We start from the raw sequence: 16,784 nt of genomic DNA, 5'->3' as shown, positions 1-16,784 counted from the left end.
ACGCCTGCACGGTGAACTCGGCCACGTCACCCCCGCCGAACACGAAGCCGCCCACTACGCGGCCGAACCCCCTGCATCACTCCAGAAAACCAGCTAACTCACTCTCCACGAAACCCGGGGCTTGACAGTCGCAGCCGGCCCGGCAGACCTGTACCTGCTGCGCGCCCGCCTCCACGACCCGACGGCAAGGTGATCTCCTACAAGAGTCCTCCCTCACGGCCACTCGCCTGACGAGGGAAGGCCCGGCATGTCACCATGCGCCAAGCCCGCTGCGCGCGCGGCACCCCCGGCCGAACTCACTGCGGCCACGCTCGCGTCAGGCTGTCGCGCAACTCCTCCAGTGCCGCGGGCCCCAGTTGACTGCCCAGAACCTGTTCCAGGTCATGAAGAATTTTCCCTGCGACGTCACGGCGCCGGCAACCCGCGTCGGTCAGTCCGATAAGGGTGCTACGCGGAAATCCCGGCCCCGGCGTACTGGTCAGCAGACCTTCGCCGAGAAGCTGCGTGACAGCGCGATGCATCGTCTGACGGGTGACGCCGGCCCGGCGGGCGAGTTCGGCGATGCTCAGCGATGTGCCCCGCTCCAGGTGCGCGAGCACCGCCGCGTGCGCCGGCGTGATGGGGTCCACGCCCGCGGCCTCCAGGCGCTCCAGCAGCTCGCCGGAGAACCACCGGACACCTCGTTGCAGAAGTGTCAGCAGTGGCAGGTTGACGTCCGAATGGCCCTCAGCGCTCATTGCTCGCGTTCCTCTCGTTCGTGAGATAAGCTCCTGTGTCAGCTTAGCTGACACAGAGGAGTTTGCTTGCCATGACAAGCTATGACGTTGACGTCCTTGTCGCAGGGGCCGGCCCGGTCGGACTCACGGCGGCATTGCAACTGGCCCGGTGGGGTGTCTCGGTTCGCTTGGTGGATGCCGCGCCTGGTCCGGCTACGACCAGCCGCGCGCTGGGTACTCACGCCCGCAGCCTGGAAATCTACGATCAGCTCGGGATTCTCGGCGACATCGCGCCACACGGAACGAGGGTCAACGCGTTCATCCGCCACCAGGCCGACCGTGCGACCCGGGTCGACTATGATTTCAGCGGCCTGGTGACCCGGTTTCCGTACATGTTCAATATCGATCAGGTGATCACCGAACGCGTACTTCGCGGATATGCCGCTTCGGCCGGGATCCAGGTGGAATGGAACACCAGGCTGGAGTCGTTCCAGCACGACGATGACGCCGTCACGGCCGTATTGCGCAACGGTGATGGTCCCGGCGCGGGGCAGGAGACCGTGCGTGCGCGATACCTCTGGGGTTGCGACGGCGGACACTCGACCGTCCGCAAGACCCTCCGGCTCCCACTGGCAGGCGAAGCCGCCCACACATGGCTGATCGCCGATGCGATCGTGCACACCGATCTGGAGCGAGATGGCGTGCACTGGCTGTTCCCAGCCGGTGGCGCGCTGATGCTGTTCCCGTTCCCGGATCCGGGCAAGTGGCGGCTACTGGACACGACCGGCGAAGGAGAACCTGAGCATCCCCGGCAGATCGCTGGGCAGTTCAGCACCAAGTTGTCGCAGGCTCTGGGGCGCGACACCGTCGTGGACAGCCCCAGCTGGGTGTCGAAGTTCACCATCCAGCAGCGTGCGGTACCCGCGATGCACGTGGGGCGGTGTTTCGTTTCCGGTGACGCCGCGCACGTCCACTCCCCCGCGTCCGGGCAGGGTCTCAATACCGGCATCCAGGACGCGTACAACCTGGCGTGGAAGCTGGCAATGGTCGTACACGGCCACGCCGATGCCGTGCTGCTCGATACCTACGACGTCGAGCGTGTTCCCATCGGCCAGGCCCTGCTCGCCTCCACCGCGAAGGTCACGGAGAACTCCATGGTCGACACCACCACCATGGACACCCAGGACTCCGATCGTGGCTTCATGCGCCAGCTCATTCGGAACATGTCGGGTCTGAGCATCTCCTACCCCGACAGCCCGCTGACGCTGCCCGACGACGAGTCGGGTGCGGGTCCGCGACCTGGCCAGCGACTCACCCAGATCTCCGCTGCCGATGGTCAATCACCCGGCTGGATGGTACTGCGCGCGTTGCTCAGGACCTCAGCCTGGCACCTGCTCGTTTTCGCCGGGAGCGAGCACCCTACCGGTCAGGATCAGGTCCTCGCGGAGACCACGACGCTACCGGTCTGGCTGGACAAGGTGACGATCAGCCGGCGTCGGCTGGATGAGGATGACCACGGTGTGTGGGATCCCGACGGCCGGGTCCCGGACACGCTGGCCGCGGCCGACGGGGACTGGATCCTCGTACGTCCCGACGGCTATCTCAGCGCTCGCGGCACCGGGGACACCAGCCTCCGCGCTGCCCTGGACCGGTTGACCGGCCTGCACCTGCGGGAGTCGGCACGTGCGTGATCGACCGGATGCGCGCCGGGTTCATTCAGCCGACATCGACGCTGTCGCCGCCGGATGCGACAACCGCCCGGCAGTGGAAGGACGCGTTCACGAGATGACCTCCGCCTCCGGCTACGCCGGAAGCGTCAGCGAACGCTCGCCACTCCCATCCATGCGGTACGGTGTAGTTCCGGAACTTAGTCGTACCGATTTAGGAGGTGTTCCCGTGGAGGTTCCCGTTGATCCGGTTGCTGGCGGCGCCGTGGAACGCAAGGAGGAACATTGCGGCCGAGGGCGCCGTCGGGACCCGTCACGGGATGACGAGCTGTGCCAGGCGGCCCTGGAACTGCTGGCTGAGATTGGCTATGAACGCCTGTCGATCGACGCGGTGGCGGCTCGTGCGCATGCCGGCAAAGGGGCGGTGTATCGCCGCTGGTCCGGCAAGGCGGAGCTGGTCATCGAGGCTGTCGGGCGCCTCAAGGGCCCGTTGGCGGAACCGGACACCGGCTCCCTGAGGGGGGACCTGGAGGAGATCGCCTGTGCGTTCGGGGAGGGCGGCAACGTTTTCGAAACCCGCGTGATGGCCGGGTTGATCTCCGCGGTGATGCAGGACGCCGGACTGCGCGAGGTATTCCATCAGTACTTCGAGAAATCTCGCAGGCAGGTGCTCGAGGCCGTCCTTCGGCGGGCGGTCAAGCGCGGGGAAGTCGCTCCGCAGCGCGACCTCGAACTACTGGCCGGACTGCTCCCGGCCCTGGTCTTCCAACGTGTACTCCTGCATGGTGCGCCTCCGGACTCCGCGTTCGCCAGGCGAGTGATCCGAGAAGTGATCCTCCCCCTGGCCGCCGCCCCGTAATCCTCGGCAAGCCCCGAATCCGGGCCTCGAGACACCAGCCCGAGCGGTGAACAAGCCGCGCCCGGTGCACGACGGACTTGCCGGAACGAGAGCCCCGGCGTCTTTCCGAATGGTTTTCCCCGGCATGTCCCTCTTTGACTCCACTCGATAGGTGAGCACCATCATGTCGTCCTCGAAGTCCCTCCCTGATCCACGGCGCTGGAAGGCGCTGATATTCATCTGCCTGGCACAGCTGATGGTCGTGCTCGACGGCACCATCGTGAACATCGCTCTGCCCTCGGCGCAGCGTGACCTTGACTTCTCTGACGGAAACCGCCAGTGGGTGGTCACCGCGTACGCGCTGGCGTTCGGGGGGTTGTTGCTCCTCGGGGGGCGGATCGCGGACAAATGGGGCCGTAAGCGGTCCTTCCTGATCGGACTGGCGGGCTTCGCCCTGGCGTCCGCGCTGGGCGGCGCCGCTCTGAACACCGGCATGCTGCTGGGCGCTCGCGCGTTGCAGGGCGCGTTCGGCGCGCTGCTCGCACCCGCCGCCCTGTCCCTGCTGACGGTGATGTTCACCGAGGGTAAGGAGCGGGCCAAGGCGTTCGGTATCTACGGCGCCATTTCGGGCGGCGGCGCGGCCGTGGGCCTGCTGCTGGGCGGCGTCCTGACGGAGTACGCGAACTGGCGCTGGACGCTGCTCGTCAACATCTTCATCGCCGCGATAGCGATCACCGGCACGCTGATGGAGGTGCGGGAGCCGGCCGGCACCCGCAATGAGGACCGCCTGGACCTGCCGGGAGTGCTGCTGGCCTCCGGCGGCCTGGCGGCACTGGTGTGGGCGTTCAGCCGTGCCGAGAGCGACGGGTGGGGATCCGCGTCGACCGTCGGCCTGTTCGCCGCAGCCGCTGTCCTTCTGACCCTGTTCGTCGTCGTACAGAAGCGGGTGAAGGCACCGCTGCTGCCGATGCGCGTGGTCCTGGACCGCAACCGGGGCGGCGCCTATCTGTCGCTGGGGATGGCCGTGGTGGGCATGTTCGGGCTGTTCCTGTTCCTGACGTACTACCTGCAGGTGGTGCTGGACTACAGCCCGGTGCTCTCCGGAGCCGCCTTCCTGCCGATGGTGGCGGGCATGATGACCGGCTCCACCCAGATTGGCGCCCGCCTGATGACCAGGGTCGCCCCGCGCTTTCTGATGGGCCCCGGCTTCCTGCTCGCCTCCGGCGCACTGGTGATCCTGGCCCAGATCAAGGTCGACAGCTCCTACGCGTCCGTGCTGCTGCCGGGACTGTTCCTCATGGGTCTGGGCATGGGCACCGCGTTCATGCCCGCGATGAGCCTGGCCACCCGTGGCGTGAAGCCTCACGACGCGGGCGTCGCCTCCGCCATGGTCAACACATCGCAGCAGATCGGCGGCGCGATCGGCACCGCCCTGCTGTCCACCATCGCCACCAGCGCCACCACCAGCTACGCCACCGCTCACGCGCACGACGCCACCACAGCCGCGGCCGGACGGCTCCTCCAGCTCCAGGCCATGGTCCACGGCTTCTCGACAGCCATCTGGTGGGCGGCCGGCATCCTCGCCCTGGCCTCTGCTACCGCGTTCACACTCATCAACACCGGCCACCAGGACCCGCACCACCACAGCGGCAGCCCCGACGAAGAACCGGCACCGGCCCTCGCCCACTGACGCACTCCTCAGGTCCGGCGCCCGCCTTGGGCTGGTACGCCGACGGAGGAGCCATGAGCGTCGCCTCATCTGCCCACCACCACACAGTGCTGGCAACGGACGGAACCCCCGGGGACCGTCACGTCGGGACGGAGCAAGACATGACCGAGACGGAACTTCCGACTAACTGGGGCCGGTGGGGCGACGACGACCAGTTGGGCACCCTGCATCTGATCGACGCGGCGGCAAGGAAACGAGCTGCCGCCGAGGTGCGCGACGCGCATCACGTCAGCCTTGCTCGCCGCGTCCATCCGGTGCCTCTCACGACCGGACTCGGCCCCGTCGGCAGCCCGGCCGTGATGCCGGCCGGCGTGCTGCAGATCGTGAACTTCAACGGCGTGAAGCCCTTGGCGATGACGGACACACTGGTCGTCAACACGCACAACGCGGCCGTGACGCATGTCGACGCCGTCGCACACATGCCGGTCGACGGGCACATCTACCCCGGAGTGCCGGTGCATGCCGCCGTGACTCCGACCGGCGTGACGCATGGCTCGGCCGATCCCTTCGGCGCAGGGGTCGTGACCCGCGGCGTGCTGCTGGACCTGGCGCCCGGGGGCGGCAGGCTGCCGGCCGATCGGCGCGTCGCAGGGGCCGACCTCGACGCCGCACTCGAGCGCGCGGACACGGTGCTCTCTTCCGGAGACGCTGTGGCCGTGCGCGGCGGATGGGACACGAACCGCCCGCTCAGCCAACCTGTACCGGGCCTCGACCTCAGTGCCGTGCAGTGGCTGAACGAGCACGGTGTGAGCGTCTACCTCGGCGATATCGGCGACGCACGACCTGCGCAGTTCCCCATGCCCATGCACCAGGTCGCACTCGCACGCCTCGGCCTGCCACTGGTCGACGCCGCAGAGCTCGACGAGCTCGCCGAGGTCTGCGGGAGGCTGGGCCGCTCGAGTTTCATGCTGGTACTGGCGCCGCCGCGCATCACCGGCACCACCGGACTCATCGTCAACCCGATCGCCATCTTCTGATACGTCAGCTGGGAATCGGTGCATCAGCCACAGCTGCGGCGGGCGGGCACGGACCAGGTGGAGGTCCAGTTCCGCATCGGGGCAACCTGTGCAGTCAGAGGCGGGACTTGCTCACCGGAACGGGGGCGGAGGGACAACGGGCACCTCGACAGCTGCATCGGTCATCGGACCCACCCGAGCATGCCCGCTGACCATGCTGCCGCACCGCGAAACTCCAAGATCCCCGACAGAGTCAAGCTGAGAGTCTGTCAAAAAAATCGCTCTGTTCCGTAGTCGGTGGTGACGTTCCGTTGTTATGTGAGGAGGATGCGGTGGCGGAGGAGGTCGAATCCTGATCGGCCGTGCATCTGGCGCATGATCCTCTTGGTGCGGGTGTTGACCCCTTCGGTGCGGCCGTCGGCGCCGCGTCGTTCGGCGCCGCCGCCACGGCGGGCTGGTCGGCCCTCGCCGTGGTACTCGGACTCACAGTCGCCGTGGCGGTCGTCCTGCTTCCGGCGGTGCGCGACCTGCGGACCGCCACCGTCACCGAGGCCCGGCAGGGCGCCGGCCCCGGACGTGCCCCCCCTGTGGCGCAGGACCGGCCTGGACTTCATCCTGCTCGCCGTGTCCCTCCTGGTGTTCCGCGCCTCCAGCGGCAACAACTACGCCCTTGTCCTGGCCCCGGAGGGTGTCGCGAGCATCTCCGTGTCGTACTGGGCCTTCCTCGGACCCGCCCTGCTCTGGCTCGGCAGCGCGCTGCTGCTGTGGCGGCTGGCCACGCTCGCGCTGGCGCACGGTCGGCGCCCGCTGGCACGCCTCGTCAGGCCACTGACTGGGACACTCGCCGCCGCCACGGCCGCGAGCATGTCACGGCAGCACCGTACGATGGCCCGGTCCGTGGTGTTGCTCGCCCTCGCGGTGTCGTTCGCCGTCTCGACCGCGACGTTCAACGCCACCTATCGTCAGCAGGCCGAGGTGGACGCCCAGCTGACCAACGGCGCGGACGTTACCGTCACCGAGTCCCCCGGGGTGAACGCGGCCCCGGACGCCGGGCGCATCCTGGCCGCAGTGCCCGGGGTACGTCATGTCGAGCCGCTCCAGCACCGCTTCGCCTACGTCGGGGCGGACCTCCAGGACCTGTACGGGGTCAGGCCGTCCACCATCGCTTCCGCCACCGCGCTGCGGGACACCTACTTCGCGGGCGGCACCGCGAAGAGCCTGCTGGCCACCCTCGCGGCCCGGCCCGACTCCGTCCTGGCCAGTGACGAGACCGTGAAGGACTTCCAGCTCTCGCCGGGCGACCGGCTCAACCTGCGGCTCAAGGACGGGCGGACCAAGCAGTTCCGTACGGTGGGATTCCACTACGCCGGGATCGTGAAGGAGTTCCCGACCGCGCCCAAGGACAGCTTCTTCGTCGCCAACGCCGACTACGTCGCCCGGCAGACCGGCAGCGCCGCCGTCGGCGCCTTCCTCATCGACACCGGCGGCACCCACCAGCAGGCCGTCGCCGCACGGATTCGCCACGCTCTGGGCACCACGGCGACCGTCACCGACCTCACCCAGACCCGCTCCGCCGTGGGTTCCAGCCTCACCTCGGTGGACCTGTCCGGCTTGACCCGGATCGAACTGTGCTTCGCGGTGGTCCTGACAGCTGGCGCGGGAGGCATCGTCCTCGCCCTCGGACCGGCCGAACGACGCCGTACGTTCGCCATCGCCACCGTGCTCGGCGCCACGCGACGGCAGCTGCGCGGGATGGTCTTGAGTGAGGCGGCCACCGTGATACTCGGCGGCCTGGCCGGCGGCGCGCTCATCGCCTGGGCGCTGTCGCAAATGCTGGTCAAGGTCCTCACCGGCGTCTTCGACCCGCCGCCGTCCACCGTCGCCGTCCCCTGGCCCTATCTGGGCTTGACGTTCCTCACGGTGATCGCCGCCCTCGGCGCTGCGACGCTCAGCGGCGCCCGCCACTCAGTGCGCCCCGCCGTGGAAGAACTCCGCGAACCGTGACGAGCGCCTACCCTGCCTGTATGCGCACCGGCACCGCCGCGGGGCCGCCCGCCGCCCTGGTCGTCGAGGACGACGAAACCATCGGCCGCCACCTGGAGACTGGGCTGCGCGGCAACGGATACGCCGCCACCTGGTGCCGCACCGGCGCCGCCGGGCTCGCCGCCGCCCACCGGACCCGGCCCGACGTGGTCCTCCTCGACCTCGGCCTGCCCGACCTGGACGGCATCGAGGTCGCCCGTCGCCTGCGCGCCGACTTCCCCGGCCTGCTCATCGTCATCCTCACCGCCCGGGCCGACGAGATCGACGTGATCGCGGGCCTGGACGCCGGGGCCGACGACTACCTCGTGAAGCCGTTCAGCCTGACGGTCCTGCTGGCCCGGCTCCGCGCCCACCTGCGCCGCCAGCCCGCCGCTGCCTGCTCGCCGGTGACGAAGTCGTCCTTCGGACGAAGGAGTTCGAGCTGCTGGCCGTACTGGCCCGGCACGAGGGCGCGGCGGTCTCCCGGGAGACGCTGATGGCGCGGGTGTGGGACGAGCATTGGTTCGGCCCGACGAAGACGCTGGACGTCACCATGGCCTCCCTGCGCCGCCGCCTGCGCGAGGCGGCCGCCGGACTTCCGGGACCCGTCCGGCTGCCGCAGATCACCACGCTGCGCGGGCACGGCTACCGCCTGGAGGCCTCACCGCCCGCCCCGTGACGGCGGCGGGGCCGCGAGGCGCAGCAGTAGCGGGGCGAGCAGCACCATCGCGATCAGGCGCAGGCTCTGCACCGTGGAGATCAGGGAGAAGTCCGCGTGAGCGGCCACTGCCGTGGCGAGGGCGGCGTTGATTCCGCCCGGGGTGGTGGCCAGGAGGCGTCCAGGAAGGGAACGTGCTCGGTCGCCGCGAGCAGCCAGGCCGGCGCCCCGCAGGCGGCGCTGACCGCGAGGTCAGGGCCAGCGCGAGCGGCAGCAGGCGGTCCATCCGGGGCCAGGGTGGGCCGGGCGAACCGCAGGCCGATGTCGGGCCCGCGGGTCGCCAGCCGCCGTGGCCGCTGCCGACGCGGGCGTGACCAGCCCGTGCACGACCAGCCCGTGCACGACCGCCGGAGCGGTGGTGGCGAGGAGGCCGACCCGCCTGCAGGTACTTGCATGAAGGCGACCTGCCGGGGGTCGGCGCCCTGCCCCTCGGCGCAGGAGACGACGGCCGCTGACCCGCCGACGACCATCCCCAGGACGGCGCTGGCCCGGTCGACCCGGCCCAGGCGGGAGAGGAACGCGGCCTCGGCGAGGCTGAGGGCCACGGTGGCGGCGGTGACGGCGGTCAGGGGAAGGACGTGGCCCGGCGGCTGCGGGAGGGTGCGGGAGCTGAGGTAGCTGCCCATGAGCACCCCGAGCGCGACCTGGAAGACGCGGTTCATCTGTACGGGTAGCTTTCCGGCGCCGAAGGCGGCGGCCGCGACGGCGAGTCCGGCCAGCAGCGGATCGACCAGATGCGGGGCCGACAGGACCGGCCCCCTCGCCTCACCGGCGGCGCAGGCGATGAGGAGGACGGCCGGCCAGACGAACCAGCGCCGTTGGGCGGGGGAGGTGGGGGACGGCGGTGTGGCGGGAGAGCCCGATCACGCTAGACACAGTTATGACAGATTACCCGTGTGTGACAGTCCACTGGTCTACCGAGGGAGTTCGCCCTGCGCGACTTCGATGCTTGCGTGCAGATCGTCGGCGGCCTCCACGGCCGACGATGCCGACAGCGCCAGACAGGCCAGCAGGGCAGCGGCGATGGCGATCCGGGTGTCGCGCCGGGTGCGCGCGGTCCCGGCAGCGCTCCAGGGCGTACGCGAGCGGCTCCCGCAGGGCGCGCAGCGCGGGGTGGTACAGCGCGGACAGCTCCACCGCGGCGGTGAAGCGGTGGTGCCGGCCCTTGAGGTGGGCGCGCTCGTGGGCGAGCAGTGCTTCGCGCTTGGTGGCCGACAGGGCCCGGAGCATGCCGGAGGTCACCACGATCCGGCCTGGGCGGCCGGGCAGTGCGTAGGCGTCCGGGAAGTCGTCGGCCAGCACTACGAGTTCACCGTCCGCGCGGGCCGCCAGCCGCCTCGCCTGGCGCAGCTGCGCCAGGCGCCGGTACAGCCCCCGTACCAGCAAGCCGGCGCACCACGCCAGCAGGCCCGAAGCCGCGAGGGCGACGGCCACGACGGAGTCGGGGGAGCCCGCGGCGAGCTGGGTGAGCAGCCTGCCCAGCACCGCGACCGTGTGCAGGTGGGTGGCGCCGGCGACACCAGACCATGATCCGCACCGACTCCGCGGGAGGTACTCACGCCTTCGTCAACTGGCTCACATGGCCCGGGCGGTGGCTGTTCTACTCGGTCGGGATGACCATCACCGCCGACATCCATCAGGCCGTGCTCAAAGCTCCCGCCTCCGCCTGGACGCCGGCCGTCGACGACGACGGGCAGATCCGGTGCTGCGAGGTGTTACGGGCGGGGTGCGGTGAATATTAGGGATTGGCGTGCGCGGGTCGAGGTGTGCTCCTACGCTGGGTCGCCGGACTTAGCTGCTCAGTACAGGGGGACTTCGTGAGAATCGAGCTGGCGAAGGCGGTTGCGGCAGTGCGCGATGAGCTGCTGGAAGCCGCGGCGAGTGGGGTGGGTCAGGACATCACGTTCGCGGTGGGGCCTGTGGAGATGGAGTTCGAGGTCGAGCTGCGCTCGGATGCGAAGGCGACCGGGGGATTCCGGGTCTGGGCGGTGACCGCTGATGCGGAGGCCGGGGTCTCCCGCGGCCGTACCCACCGGGTGTCGTTCACGCTGACTCCGAAGAGTGCCGACGGTACCGAGATGCTCATCAGAGGCTCGGCCGACGGCCCCTCGGGGCCGGGGCCGCTAGAGGGGCGCATCCGGCGCTGAGCCCGTACCTGAACCTGTGATCGGCTGGCGAACACGGAGGAGGCGGGGTGGACGAGGCTCGTCTGGTGAGGGTGGAGGTGCCGTCCGGGCGCGGGTCCGGGTATGCGGTAGGTCCCCGCCTGGTACTCACCTCGGCGCACGTCGTCGGAGGGGCCGCGGTGGTGCGGCTCTTCCATCCCGGTAAGGAACAGGTGTACAGCGGCGTGGTGGTGTGGCGCGGCACGCCCGGAGGTCGTGACGACGCGGCGCTGGTGCTCGTCGACGACGAGAGGTGGGCGCCGCCCAGCGGCGGTGGTGTGCGCTGGGGACAGCTGGCCACCCTCCGCCCCGGACAGGAATGCCACGCCTGGGGTGTGCCGGACGTGGCGCGGCAGCCCGGCGAGGCAGTCGAGGCCGAGGATGTGAGCGGGAAGATCAACCCGGGCAGCGGCTTCGTCGGCAACCGGTATGTGGTGAACCTGGACCGGCACCCGCCCGCCCGTACGTGGGCCGGACTGTCGGGGGCGCCCCTGTTCTGCAACGGGCTGCTGATCGGGGTGATCCTCGCCGAAGCGGCGCACTCCGGCCACGGCGTGCTGAAGGCCGTACCGGCCTATGCGCTGCACCACAAGACGGACTTCCGCGCCGCTCTGGACAAGTACGGTGCCGATTCGACCACGCTGCGGCCGGCTGAGTTCGAGGACCTGACCGCGCGTGATGTTCCGGGTGCAGCCGGTGGCAGGAAGTCCCCTGCGGCTCTGCTGCTGGCCGAGCGGGCGGTGGTGGACTTTCACGGCCGCGACGAGATCCTGAACCAACTGACCTCCTGGTGTGAGCAGGACGGGTTCGGGGCCCTGCTGCTCTACGGTCCTGGCGGCCAGGGCAAGACCCGCTTGGGCCACGAACTCTCCCGCCGCCTGGCCGAGCGGGCGGCCTCGCACGGCTGGGCGGTGGTGTGGCCGGCCACGAGCGCCGATCCGAGGAGTCTGGGCGTCTTGTGGGAGGCCACCGGGCCCCTGCTGGTGGTGCTGGACTACGCGGAGAACAGCCTCGTCCAGTTGTCCGCCCTGCTGGAAGCCGCCGAGGAGCGTGTCACACCGTTCAAGCTGCTCCTGCTGTCCCGCACCGCCGGTGACTGGTGGGAGAACGCGCGGGCCGCCAATCGTGCCGCCGGGGAACTGCTGGACGGCACACCGGTGGTGGAGCTGCCCCCGTTGGAAGCCGATCCGGTCGACCGTCGACGGATGTACCGGCGGGCGGCCGAGGCATTCGCGGCCAGGCTGCCCGGGGTCGGCGGAGATCAGGGTCCGGGTTGGCGGGCCCGGGCGCTCGCCCTTCCCGTCCCCGACCTCGACCGCGCGGGGTTCGACAACGCCCTGACCCTGCAGATGACCGCGCTGGCCGACCTGCTGGACTCTGCCGATCAGGCTCCTGCCGGCGATCGGGCCCCGAGCGCGCCGCCCCTGGGGTTCGGGGAGGTGGCTGACGTGGAGGACCGCATACTCCTCCGCGAGCGCCGGTACTGGGAGGCGAGTGCCGATGCCCATCACCTGCCGCCGCTGAGCCGCGCGACACTGCAGGACGCCCTGGCCGCGGCTCTGCTGATCGGAGCCACTGACCGGGAGCGGGCCGATGACGTCCTGAGCAGGGTGCCGAGCCTCTCGGACCAGACGCGTGACCGCCGTGACGCCGTCCGTGCGTGGATCACCGCGATCTACCCGCCGACCGGTTCCGGCCCCTGGGGCAGCCTGCAGCCAGACCGACTCGTCGAGCGCTTCGTCGGCAAGCGGTTGAAGGACAATCCCGACCTCGCCCACCGCCTCGTGCCCGGCGCGGATCCGGACCAGGCGGCCAAGCTCCTCACACTCCTCACGCGAGCTGCTGCGCATCCGCCGCTGCGCGGGCGGCTGGACGGGCTGATCGTCGACCTGTGTACGGGTAACCCGACCGCCCTGACCCTGCCCGCCATCGACGTCGCCACCCAAGTCGAGGCACCGAAGCCGCTGCTCGACGCACTGAGTCAGGTGGTCGAAAGCCCTGGCGCCACGCTGCCCGATCTCGTGGCGCTGGCCGACCATCTTCCGAGGACCTCCTACAACCTCGCTCCCTGGACCGTGCCCCTTCTGGAACGGCTCGTCGCGTCAGAGCGTGCCCAGAGCGGGAACAGCCCCGACCGTACGGTTGCCCTCGCCACCAGACTGCGTGAGCTGTCCAAGCGTCTGATGGACATCGGAGAGGCGGATCGGGCGTTGTCGGTGGTCGAGGAGGCCGTCAGCCTGCTCAGTCAGGCGGCAGAGCCCGAACTTCACGCCGTCCGGGCCGAACTGGCCGCCGGCTGGAACAACACCGCCGTATGCCTCGGCCTGCTGGGTCGGCGGCAGGAAGCCCTCGCCGCGGCAACCAAGGCCGTCTCCATCTACCGGAAACTGACCGAGTCCGAAGTCTCATCCGCCGGCGACCTGTCGAACATGGTACGCAGCCTCAACACGCTGGCCGACGCACAGAGACAACTGGGCGACGCACGGGGTGCACTGAAAACGGGGAGTGAAGCCGTCAGGAAACGTCGTCAACTGGTCCGGGACGGTGTGGAAGGAGCGCTGCCGGACCTTGCGTCGGATCTGAACAATCTTGCCATCCAATGTCTGGACACAGAGCAGCCGGCAGAGGCGCTGGAGGAGATCGACGAGGCCCTGGACATTTTGCGGCCGCTGGCCGGGGTCCGCCCCGACGCGTTCCGTCCGGCCCTGGCCATGAGCCTGAGCACAAGATCCAGTTGCCTGAGCGGGATGGGGAGATGGGAGGAGGCACTGGAGGCTGTCCAGCAGAGCATTGCCATCCGCCGTCGGCTCGCCGAAGGGCGCCCCAACGCGTTCGGCCCGGGGCTGGCCATGACGCTCAATTCCCTCGCCATCGATCTGGGCAACCTCGGACGCTACGAGGAAGCCGTTGAGGCGGGCGAGGAATCCGTCGCGCGCTACCGACTCCTGGCCGAGGCACAACCCGAAGCGTTTCGCAGTGAGCTGGCCATGAGCCTGAACACGCAGGCCAACCAGCTCGCGAGCATCGGGGACCTGCAGGGAGCACTCACGCTGGCCGAGGAAGCGGCCGGCATCTACCGTGAGCTCGACAATGCCTCCCCCCGCGTCTTCGCCATGGGGCTGGTCACACTCGCCGGCCGCATGGGCGACGTCGGGCGGCACCAGGATGCCGTCGAGGAGATCGAACAAGCCGTCAAGATCTACCGGTCACAGCCCGCGGAGCACTCCGAAGTCGTCCGCCCCGACCTCGCGGCGTGCCTGAACAACCTCGGCGGCCAGCTTCTCGCACTGGGCAGGGCCGACGCGGCTCTCGCGGGGATCGCCGAGGCCGTCGAGATCTGTCGTGATCTTGCCCGCGCCAACCCCCAGGCGTTCCAGCCCGCACTCTCCATGTACCTGCTGCACCACATCGTGTGCCTGCGGGACTTGGACCGATTGCAGGAGGCCGTGCCGCTCGTGCGGGAGGCGGTGGCGGTGGAACTGCAGGTGACCGCCACCGCGCCCATGGGCAGACTGCCCGAATCGGCTTCCCGGCTGGCCGGGTTCTCCGCCGCCCTGACCCTGGCTGGGCAGCGAAGCGAAGCACCCGACGTGACCAGGGAAGCCGCGGGCATCCGCGGCCGCCTGGCCCAGGAGGATCCGCAGACGCACGAACCGCAGCAGGCAACGACACTGGACCTGCTCGGACGTCAGCTCTCGTCGATCTGCCGGTATGCCGAGGCGGTGGCCGCCGCCCGGAAGGCGGTGGCAGTCCGACGCCGGGTGCGGGCCCGAGCCAATACCCCGGATCACCGAGCCGCCCTCGCAGCGTCGCTCGGGAACCTGGGTGAGTACCTGATGCAGACGGGGCGGCGCGGCAAGGCCCTGACCGCGGTGAAGGAGGCAGTCCGCCTCTGGCGCGGACTGTCCAGAGCTGACCGCGGGCCGCACGAGCCCGCTCCGTCAATGGCACTGGCCCTCCTCGGCTTTCTGTGCTTCAGCGCCGGCCAAGTCGACGAGGCGGTAGAGGCCGGCCGGGAGGCCGTGGACTCCTGTGACGCTCTCGTCCGGCTGGATCCCGCGCACAGTCCGATCCTCGCCATAGCGCTCGGTATGCACGGCGCGGTCCTGACCGAGCTGGATCAGCGGGCAGCGGCGCTGCCCGTCCTCGAACGCGCCGTGAAAGTCGCCCGGCCGTCCGCCGAGACCGGCGCCGGTGCCTACCGGGTCATCCTGGCCTCGGCGCTGAACGTGCTCGCCCAGTACCTGGCGGAGGAACCGGAGAGGCACGAGGAAGCCCTGGCAGCGGCCGAGGAGGCCGTCGCCCTGCTCACCCCGCTGGCCGAGGCCGATTCGCTGGCCCACGAGGCCGACCTGGCGCGGGCACGGGCGAGCCTGGGCCTGTGCCTGGCCCGGGCCGGGCGGTACGACGAGGCCGCCGAGATCACCGAAGGGGCACTCAAGGTCTGGCGCCGCCTCTGGGACGCCGACCCCGCCGCCCACGAACTCGACCTCTCCGGTGTCCTCCTCACGTACGCCAGGGTCCGGCAGCTCGCGGGAGTCCGGGCCGCCGAAGTGCTGGTGGCCGTGGACGAGGCACTGGCCGTATTCCGCAGCGTGGGTGACAAGGAACCCGCTCTGGTCGAGCGACAACAGCGTCTGGCCCTGGAGACTCGCACGGAGCTGATCAGTCGTTCTGTGTAGCCCGAACCGGTGACAGCTGGGAGTGCCCCGGCCTCGTCGGACGTCAGGGCACTGCACAGAGCACGATCAAAGATGCGGCGCGCCCTGGTCGTTGGCGTAGGCCTCGCGCCGGGCCGGCATCCAGTTCGCCGCCCCAGAGCCCCAGCTTTCGGCTAGTACTCCACCCGCACTTCGTGATGGGGGCGTTGAAGGAGTCGTGGGTCGGGTGTGCGAGGGGTGGCTCGTATATCGAGGGTTCCTGCGGGTGCGGCTCGGTAGGGTCGGGCCGTGCACCCTGATGAGAGCGGCCCTGTCGATCCGGCACCTGTCCTGAACTGGCAGGACGGCTCCACACTGCGCTGGACCGATCGGCCTGAGGAGGTCGATGCCGCGTTCAGCCGGGGCGAGCCGCTCGTCGGGGTGGCTGTGATCGCGCTCGCTCTCAACCATGCGGACGCGGACGCGATTCTGCCCCGAGTCGGCAAGGCGCTGGAGGCGGAGGACCCGGAGGTCCGGCGCCAAGGTGTCATCGCTCTGGCCCACGTCGCCCGTCTGCATCGGACCGTTGATCGACGATCTCTCGATCTCCTGCGCGGTTGCCAGCGTGGCAACGAAGCCGATGACGACCTGTGGTCTTTCATCGCCCACCGACGGCTGCCGTGGTGGCTCTGGCGGCACCACTACGCCGAGCGGTTGACCTGGTTGTTCCGAGACAGGTGGCGGGACTGACGCTGCCAGTGGCACGCGGAGGGAACCGGTACGGCCATCGCGTGATCTTGGTGAGGTGTGTGGACTCTTCAAGATCGGACGGTGGCCGCGAGCCACAGAGTAGACCCTGACCGGTGGCGATCGGTGCTCGGGGAGGTGATGGCCAAGGTGGCGGGCCGGTTCGCCCGGGTCGAACCACGCGCCACGGCCCGGGCGTTCGTCACCGGACTGCTCTCGAACGTGGAGCGCAAGAACTGCTGGTCATTGGCCGAGCACTGCGGACACCGGCGTCCCGACGCGATGCAACGGCTCCTGCGCTCGGCCCGCTGGGACGCCGACGCGGTCCGCGACGACCTGCGCGACCTGGTCGTGGAACGTCTGGGCCACCTGGACGGGGTCCTCATCGTGGATGAGACAGGCTTCCTGAAGAAGGGCGAGCACTCGGCCGGTGTCCAGCGCCAATACTCCGGCACCGCTGGGGCCCGTATTTCAATAAGTGTCAATCACGGGTTTCCGTGAGGGTTGTTCGGGCGTGTAGCTGTGCCAATGTGCGGGCGGGCGATCCGGGTATCGGTGTGACGAGGATTCCGTGCAGGTCCAGGAG

The 16,784-nt window shown here is 69.7% G+C and carries 12 protein-coding genes and 4 pseudogenes; 11 read left to right on the top strand and 5 right to left on the bottom strand.

All coding sequences use genetic code 11. The features are described from left to right. Nucleotides 1–296: 296 nt before the first annotated feature. Nucleotides 297–737 carry a MarR family winged helix-turn-helix transcriptional regulator gene (locus QMF80_RS36215; RefSeq protein ID WP_283461403.1) on the bottom strand — a complete coding sequence of 147 codons (441 nt, stop codon included), beginning with the start codon at nucleotides 735–737 and terminating at the stop codon, nucleotides 297–299. Between the two features lie 71 nt (nucleotides 738–808). Between QMF80_RS36215 and QMF80_RS36210 the strand changes: the two genes are divergently transcribed. The 6 genes and pseudogenes from QMF80_RS36210 to QMF80_RS36185 all read left to right on the top strand — a co-directional run bounded on the left by QMF80_RS36210 (nucleotide 809) and on the right by QMF80_RS36185 (nucleotide 8,607). After that, nucleotides 809–2,407 carry an FAD-dependent oxidoreductase gene (locus QMF80_RS36210; protein ID WP_283461401.1) on the top strand — a complete coding sequence of 533 codons (1,599 nt, stop codon included), beginning with the start codon at nucleotides 809–811 and terminating at the stop codon, nucleotides 2,405–2,407. A 205-nt stretch (nucleotides 2,408–2,612) separates the two neighbouring features. Continuing rightward, complete coding sequence (locus tag QMF80_RS36205) at nucleotides 2,613–3,242, top strand: TetR/AcrR family transcriptional regulator (RefSeq protein ID WP_283461399.1); 630 nt, start codon at nucleotides 2,613–2,615, stop codon at nucleotides 3,240–3,242. Nucleotides 3,243–3,405: 163 nt separating this feature from the next. Then, nucleotides 3,406–4,911, top strand: a complete 1,506-nt coding sequence (locus tag QMF80_RS36200) for an MFS transporter (protein ID WP_283461407.1) — start codon at nucleotides 3,406–3,408, stop codon at nucleotides 4,909–4,911. Between the two features lie 140 nt (nucleotides 4,912–5,051). Beyond that, entirely contained in the window at nucleotides 5,052–5,927 is an 876-nt protein-coding gene (locus QMF80_RS36195; protein ID WP_283461397.1) for a cyclase family protein, read from the top strand. A 555-nt stretch (nucleotides 5,928–6,482) separates the two neighbouring features. After that, nucleotides 6,483–7,910 carry an ABC transporter permease gene (locus QMF80_RS36190; RefSeq protein ID WP_283461395.1) on the top strand — a complete coding sequence of 476 codons (1,428 nt, stop codon included), beginning with the start codon at nucleotides 6,483–6,485 and terminating at the stop codon, nucleotides 7,908–7,910. A gap of 20 nt (nucleotides 7,911–7,930) precedes the next feature. Then, a pseudogene (locus QMF80_RS36185) lies at nucleotides 7,931–8,607 on the top strand (response regulator transcription factor). Here QMF80_RS36185 and QMF80_RS36180 read toward each other — a convergent pair. From QMF80_RS36180 to QMF80_RS36170, 3 genes are all read right to left on the bottom strand, one after another. Further along, a complete protein-coding gene (locus QMF80_RS36180) occupies nucleotides 8,590–8,715 on the bottom strand; it encodes a hypothetical protein (RefSeq protein WP_283461393.1) in 126 nt (41 codons plus the stop codon). The pseudogene QMF80_RS36185 and the gene QMF80_RS36180 overlap by 18 nt on opposite strands. After that, the gene (locus QMF80_RS36175) at nucleotides 8,688–9,365 is read right to left on the bottom strand and encodes an AbrB family transcriptional regulator (RefSeq protein ID WP_283461405.1); all 678 of its coding nucleotides are present in this window, start codon (nucleotides 9,363–9,365) and stop codon (nucleotides 8,688–8,690) included. Before QMF80_RS36175 ends, QMF80_RS36180 begins: the two co-directional genes overlap by 28 nt. Nucleotides 9,366–9,534: 169 nt before the next feature. Then, nucleotides 9,535–10,131: a M48 family metalloprotease gene (locus tag QMF80_RS36170; protein ID WP_283461391.1), complete on the bottom strand. Its 597-nt coding sequence runs from the start codon at nucleotides 10,129–10,131 to the stop codon at nucleotides 9,535–9,537. A 20-nt stretch (nucleotides 10,132–10,151) separates the two neighbouring features. On the opposite strand from QMF80_RS36170, the pseudogene QMF80_RS36165 reads away from it, so the two are divergent. The 3 genes and pseudogenes from QMF80_RS36165 to QMF80_RS36155 all read left to right on the top strand — a co-directional run. Further along, nucleotides 10,152–10,349: pseudogene (locus QMF80_RS36165) on the top strand (IS1380 family transposase); the annotation flags it as partial. 114 nt (nucleotides 10,350–10,463) lie between these two features. Next, nucleotides 10,464–10,793, top strand: coding sequence for a trypco2 family protein (locus QMF80_RS36160; protein WP_267760828.1), 330 nt, complete (start codon nucleotides 10,464–10,466; stop codon nucleotides 10,791–10,793). Nucleotides 10,794–10,840: 47 nt separating this feature from the next. Further along, on the top strand, nucleotides 10,841–15,493 hold the full coding sequence (locus tag QMF80_RS36155) for a tetratricopeptide repeat-containing S1 family peptidase (protein ID WP_283461387.1): 4,653 nt from the start codon (nucleotides 10,841–10,843) through the stop codon (nucleotides 15,491–15,493). A gap of 78 nt (nucleotides 15,494–15,571) precedes the next feature. Here QMF80_RS36155 and QMF80_RS36150 read toward each other — a convergent pair. After that, nucleotides 15,572–15,649 (bottom strand): annotated as a pseudogene (locus tag QMF80_RS36150) (HNH endonuclease); the annotation flags it as partial. Nucleotides 15,650–15,760: 111 nt separating this feature from the next. On the opposite strand from QMF80_RS36150, the gene QMF80_RS36145 reads away from it, so the two are divergent. Both QMF80_RS36145 and QMF80_RS36140 read left to right on the top strand, forming a co-directional pair. After that, the gene (locus QMF80_RS36145; RefSeq protein WP_283461385.1) at nucleotides 15,761–16,201 is read left to right on the top strand and encodes a hypothetical protein; all 441 of its coding nucleotides are present in this window, start codon (nucleotides 15,761–15,763) and stop codon (nucleotides 16,199–16,201) included. A 138-nt stretch (nucleotides 16,202–16,339) separates the two neighbouring features. After that, nucleotides 16,340–16,660, top strand: a pseudogene (locus QMF80_RS36140) (transposase); the annotation flags it as partial. Nucleotides 16,661–16,784: the final 124 nt, after the last annotated feature.

Origin of the sequence: Streptomyces sp. G-G2 (genome assembly GCF_030063135.1) — a bacterium.
In the GTDB taxonomy this organism is placed as follows: domain Bacteria; phylum Actinomycetota; class Actinomycetes; order Streptomycetales; family Streptomycetaceae; genus Streptomyces.
The sequence above is the reverse complement of the archived record's forward strand: the minus strand, read 5'-3'. Positions and strand labels throughout refer to the sequence as shown.

Coding starts and splice junctions, on each gene's coding strand:
- QMF80_RS36200 (WP_283461407.1), top strand. CDS start 3,406: ATGTCGTCCTCGAAGTCCCTCCCTGATCCACGGCGCTGGAAGGCGCTG.
- QMF80_RS36210 (WP_283461401.1), top strand. CDS start 809: ATGACAAGCTATGACGTTGACGTCCTTGTCGCAGGGGCCGGCCCGGTC.
- QMF80_RS36215 (WP_283461403.1), bottom strand. CDS start 737: ATGAGCGCTGAGGGCCATTCGGACGTCAACCTGCCACTGCTGACACTT.
- QMF80_RS36195 (WP_283461397.1), top strand. CDS start 5,052: ATGACCGAGACGGAACTTCCGACTAACTGGGGCCGGTGGGGCGACGAC.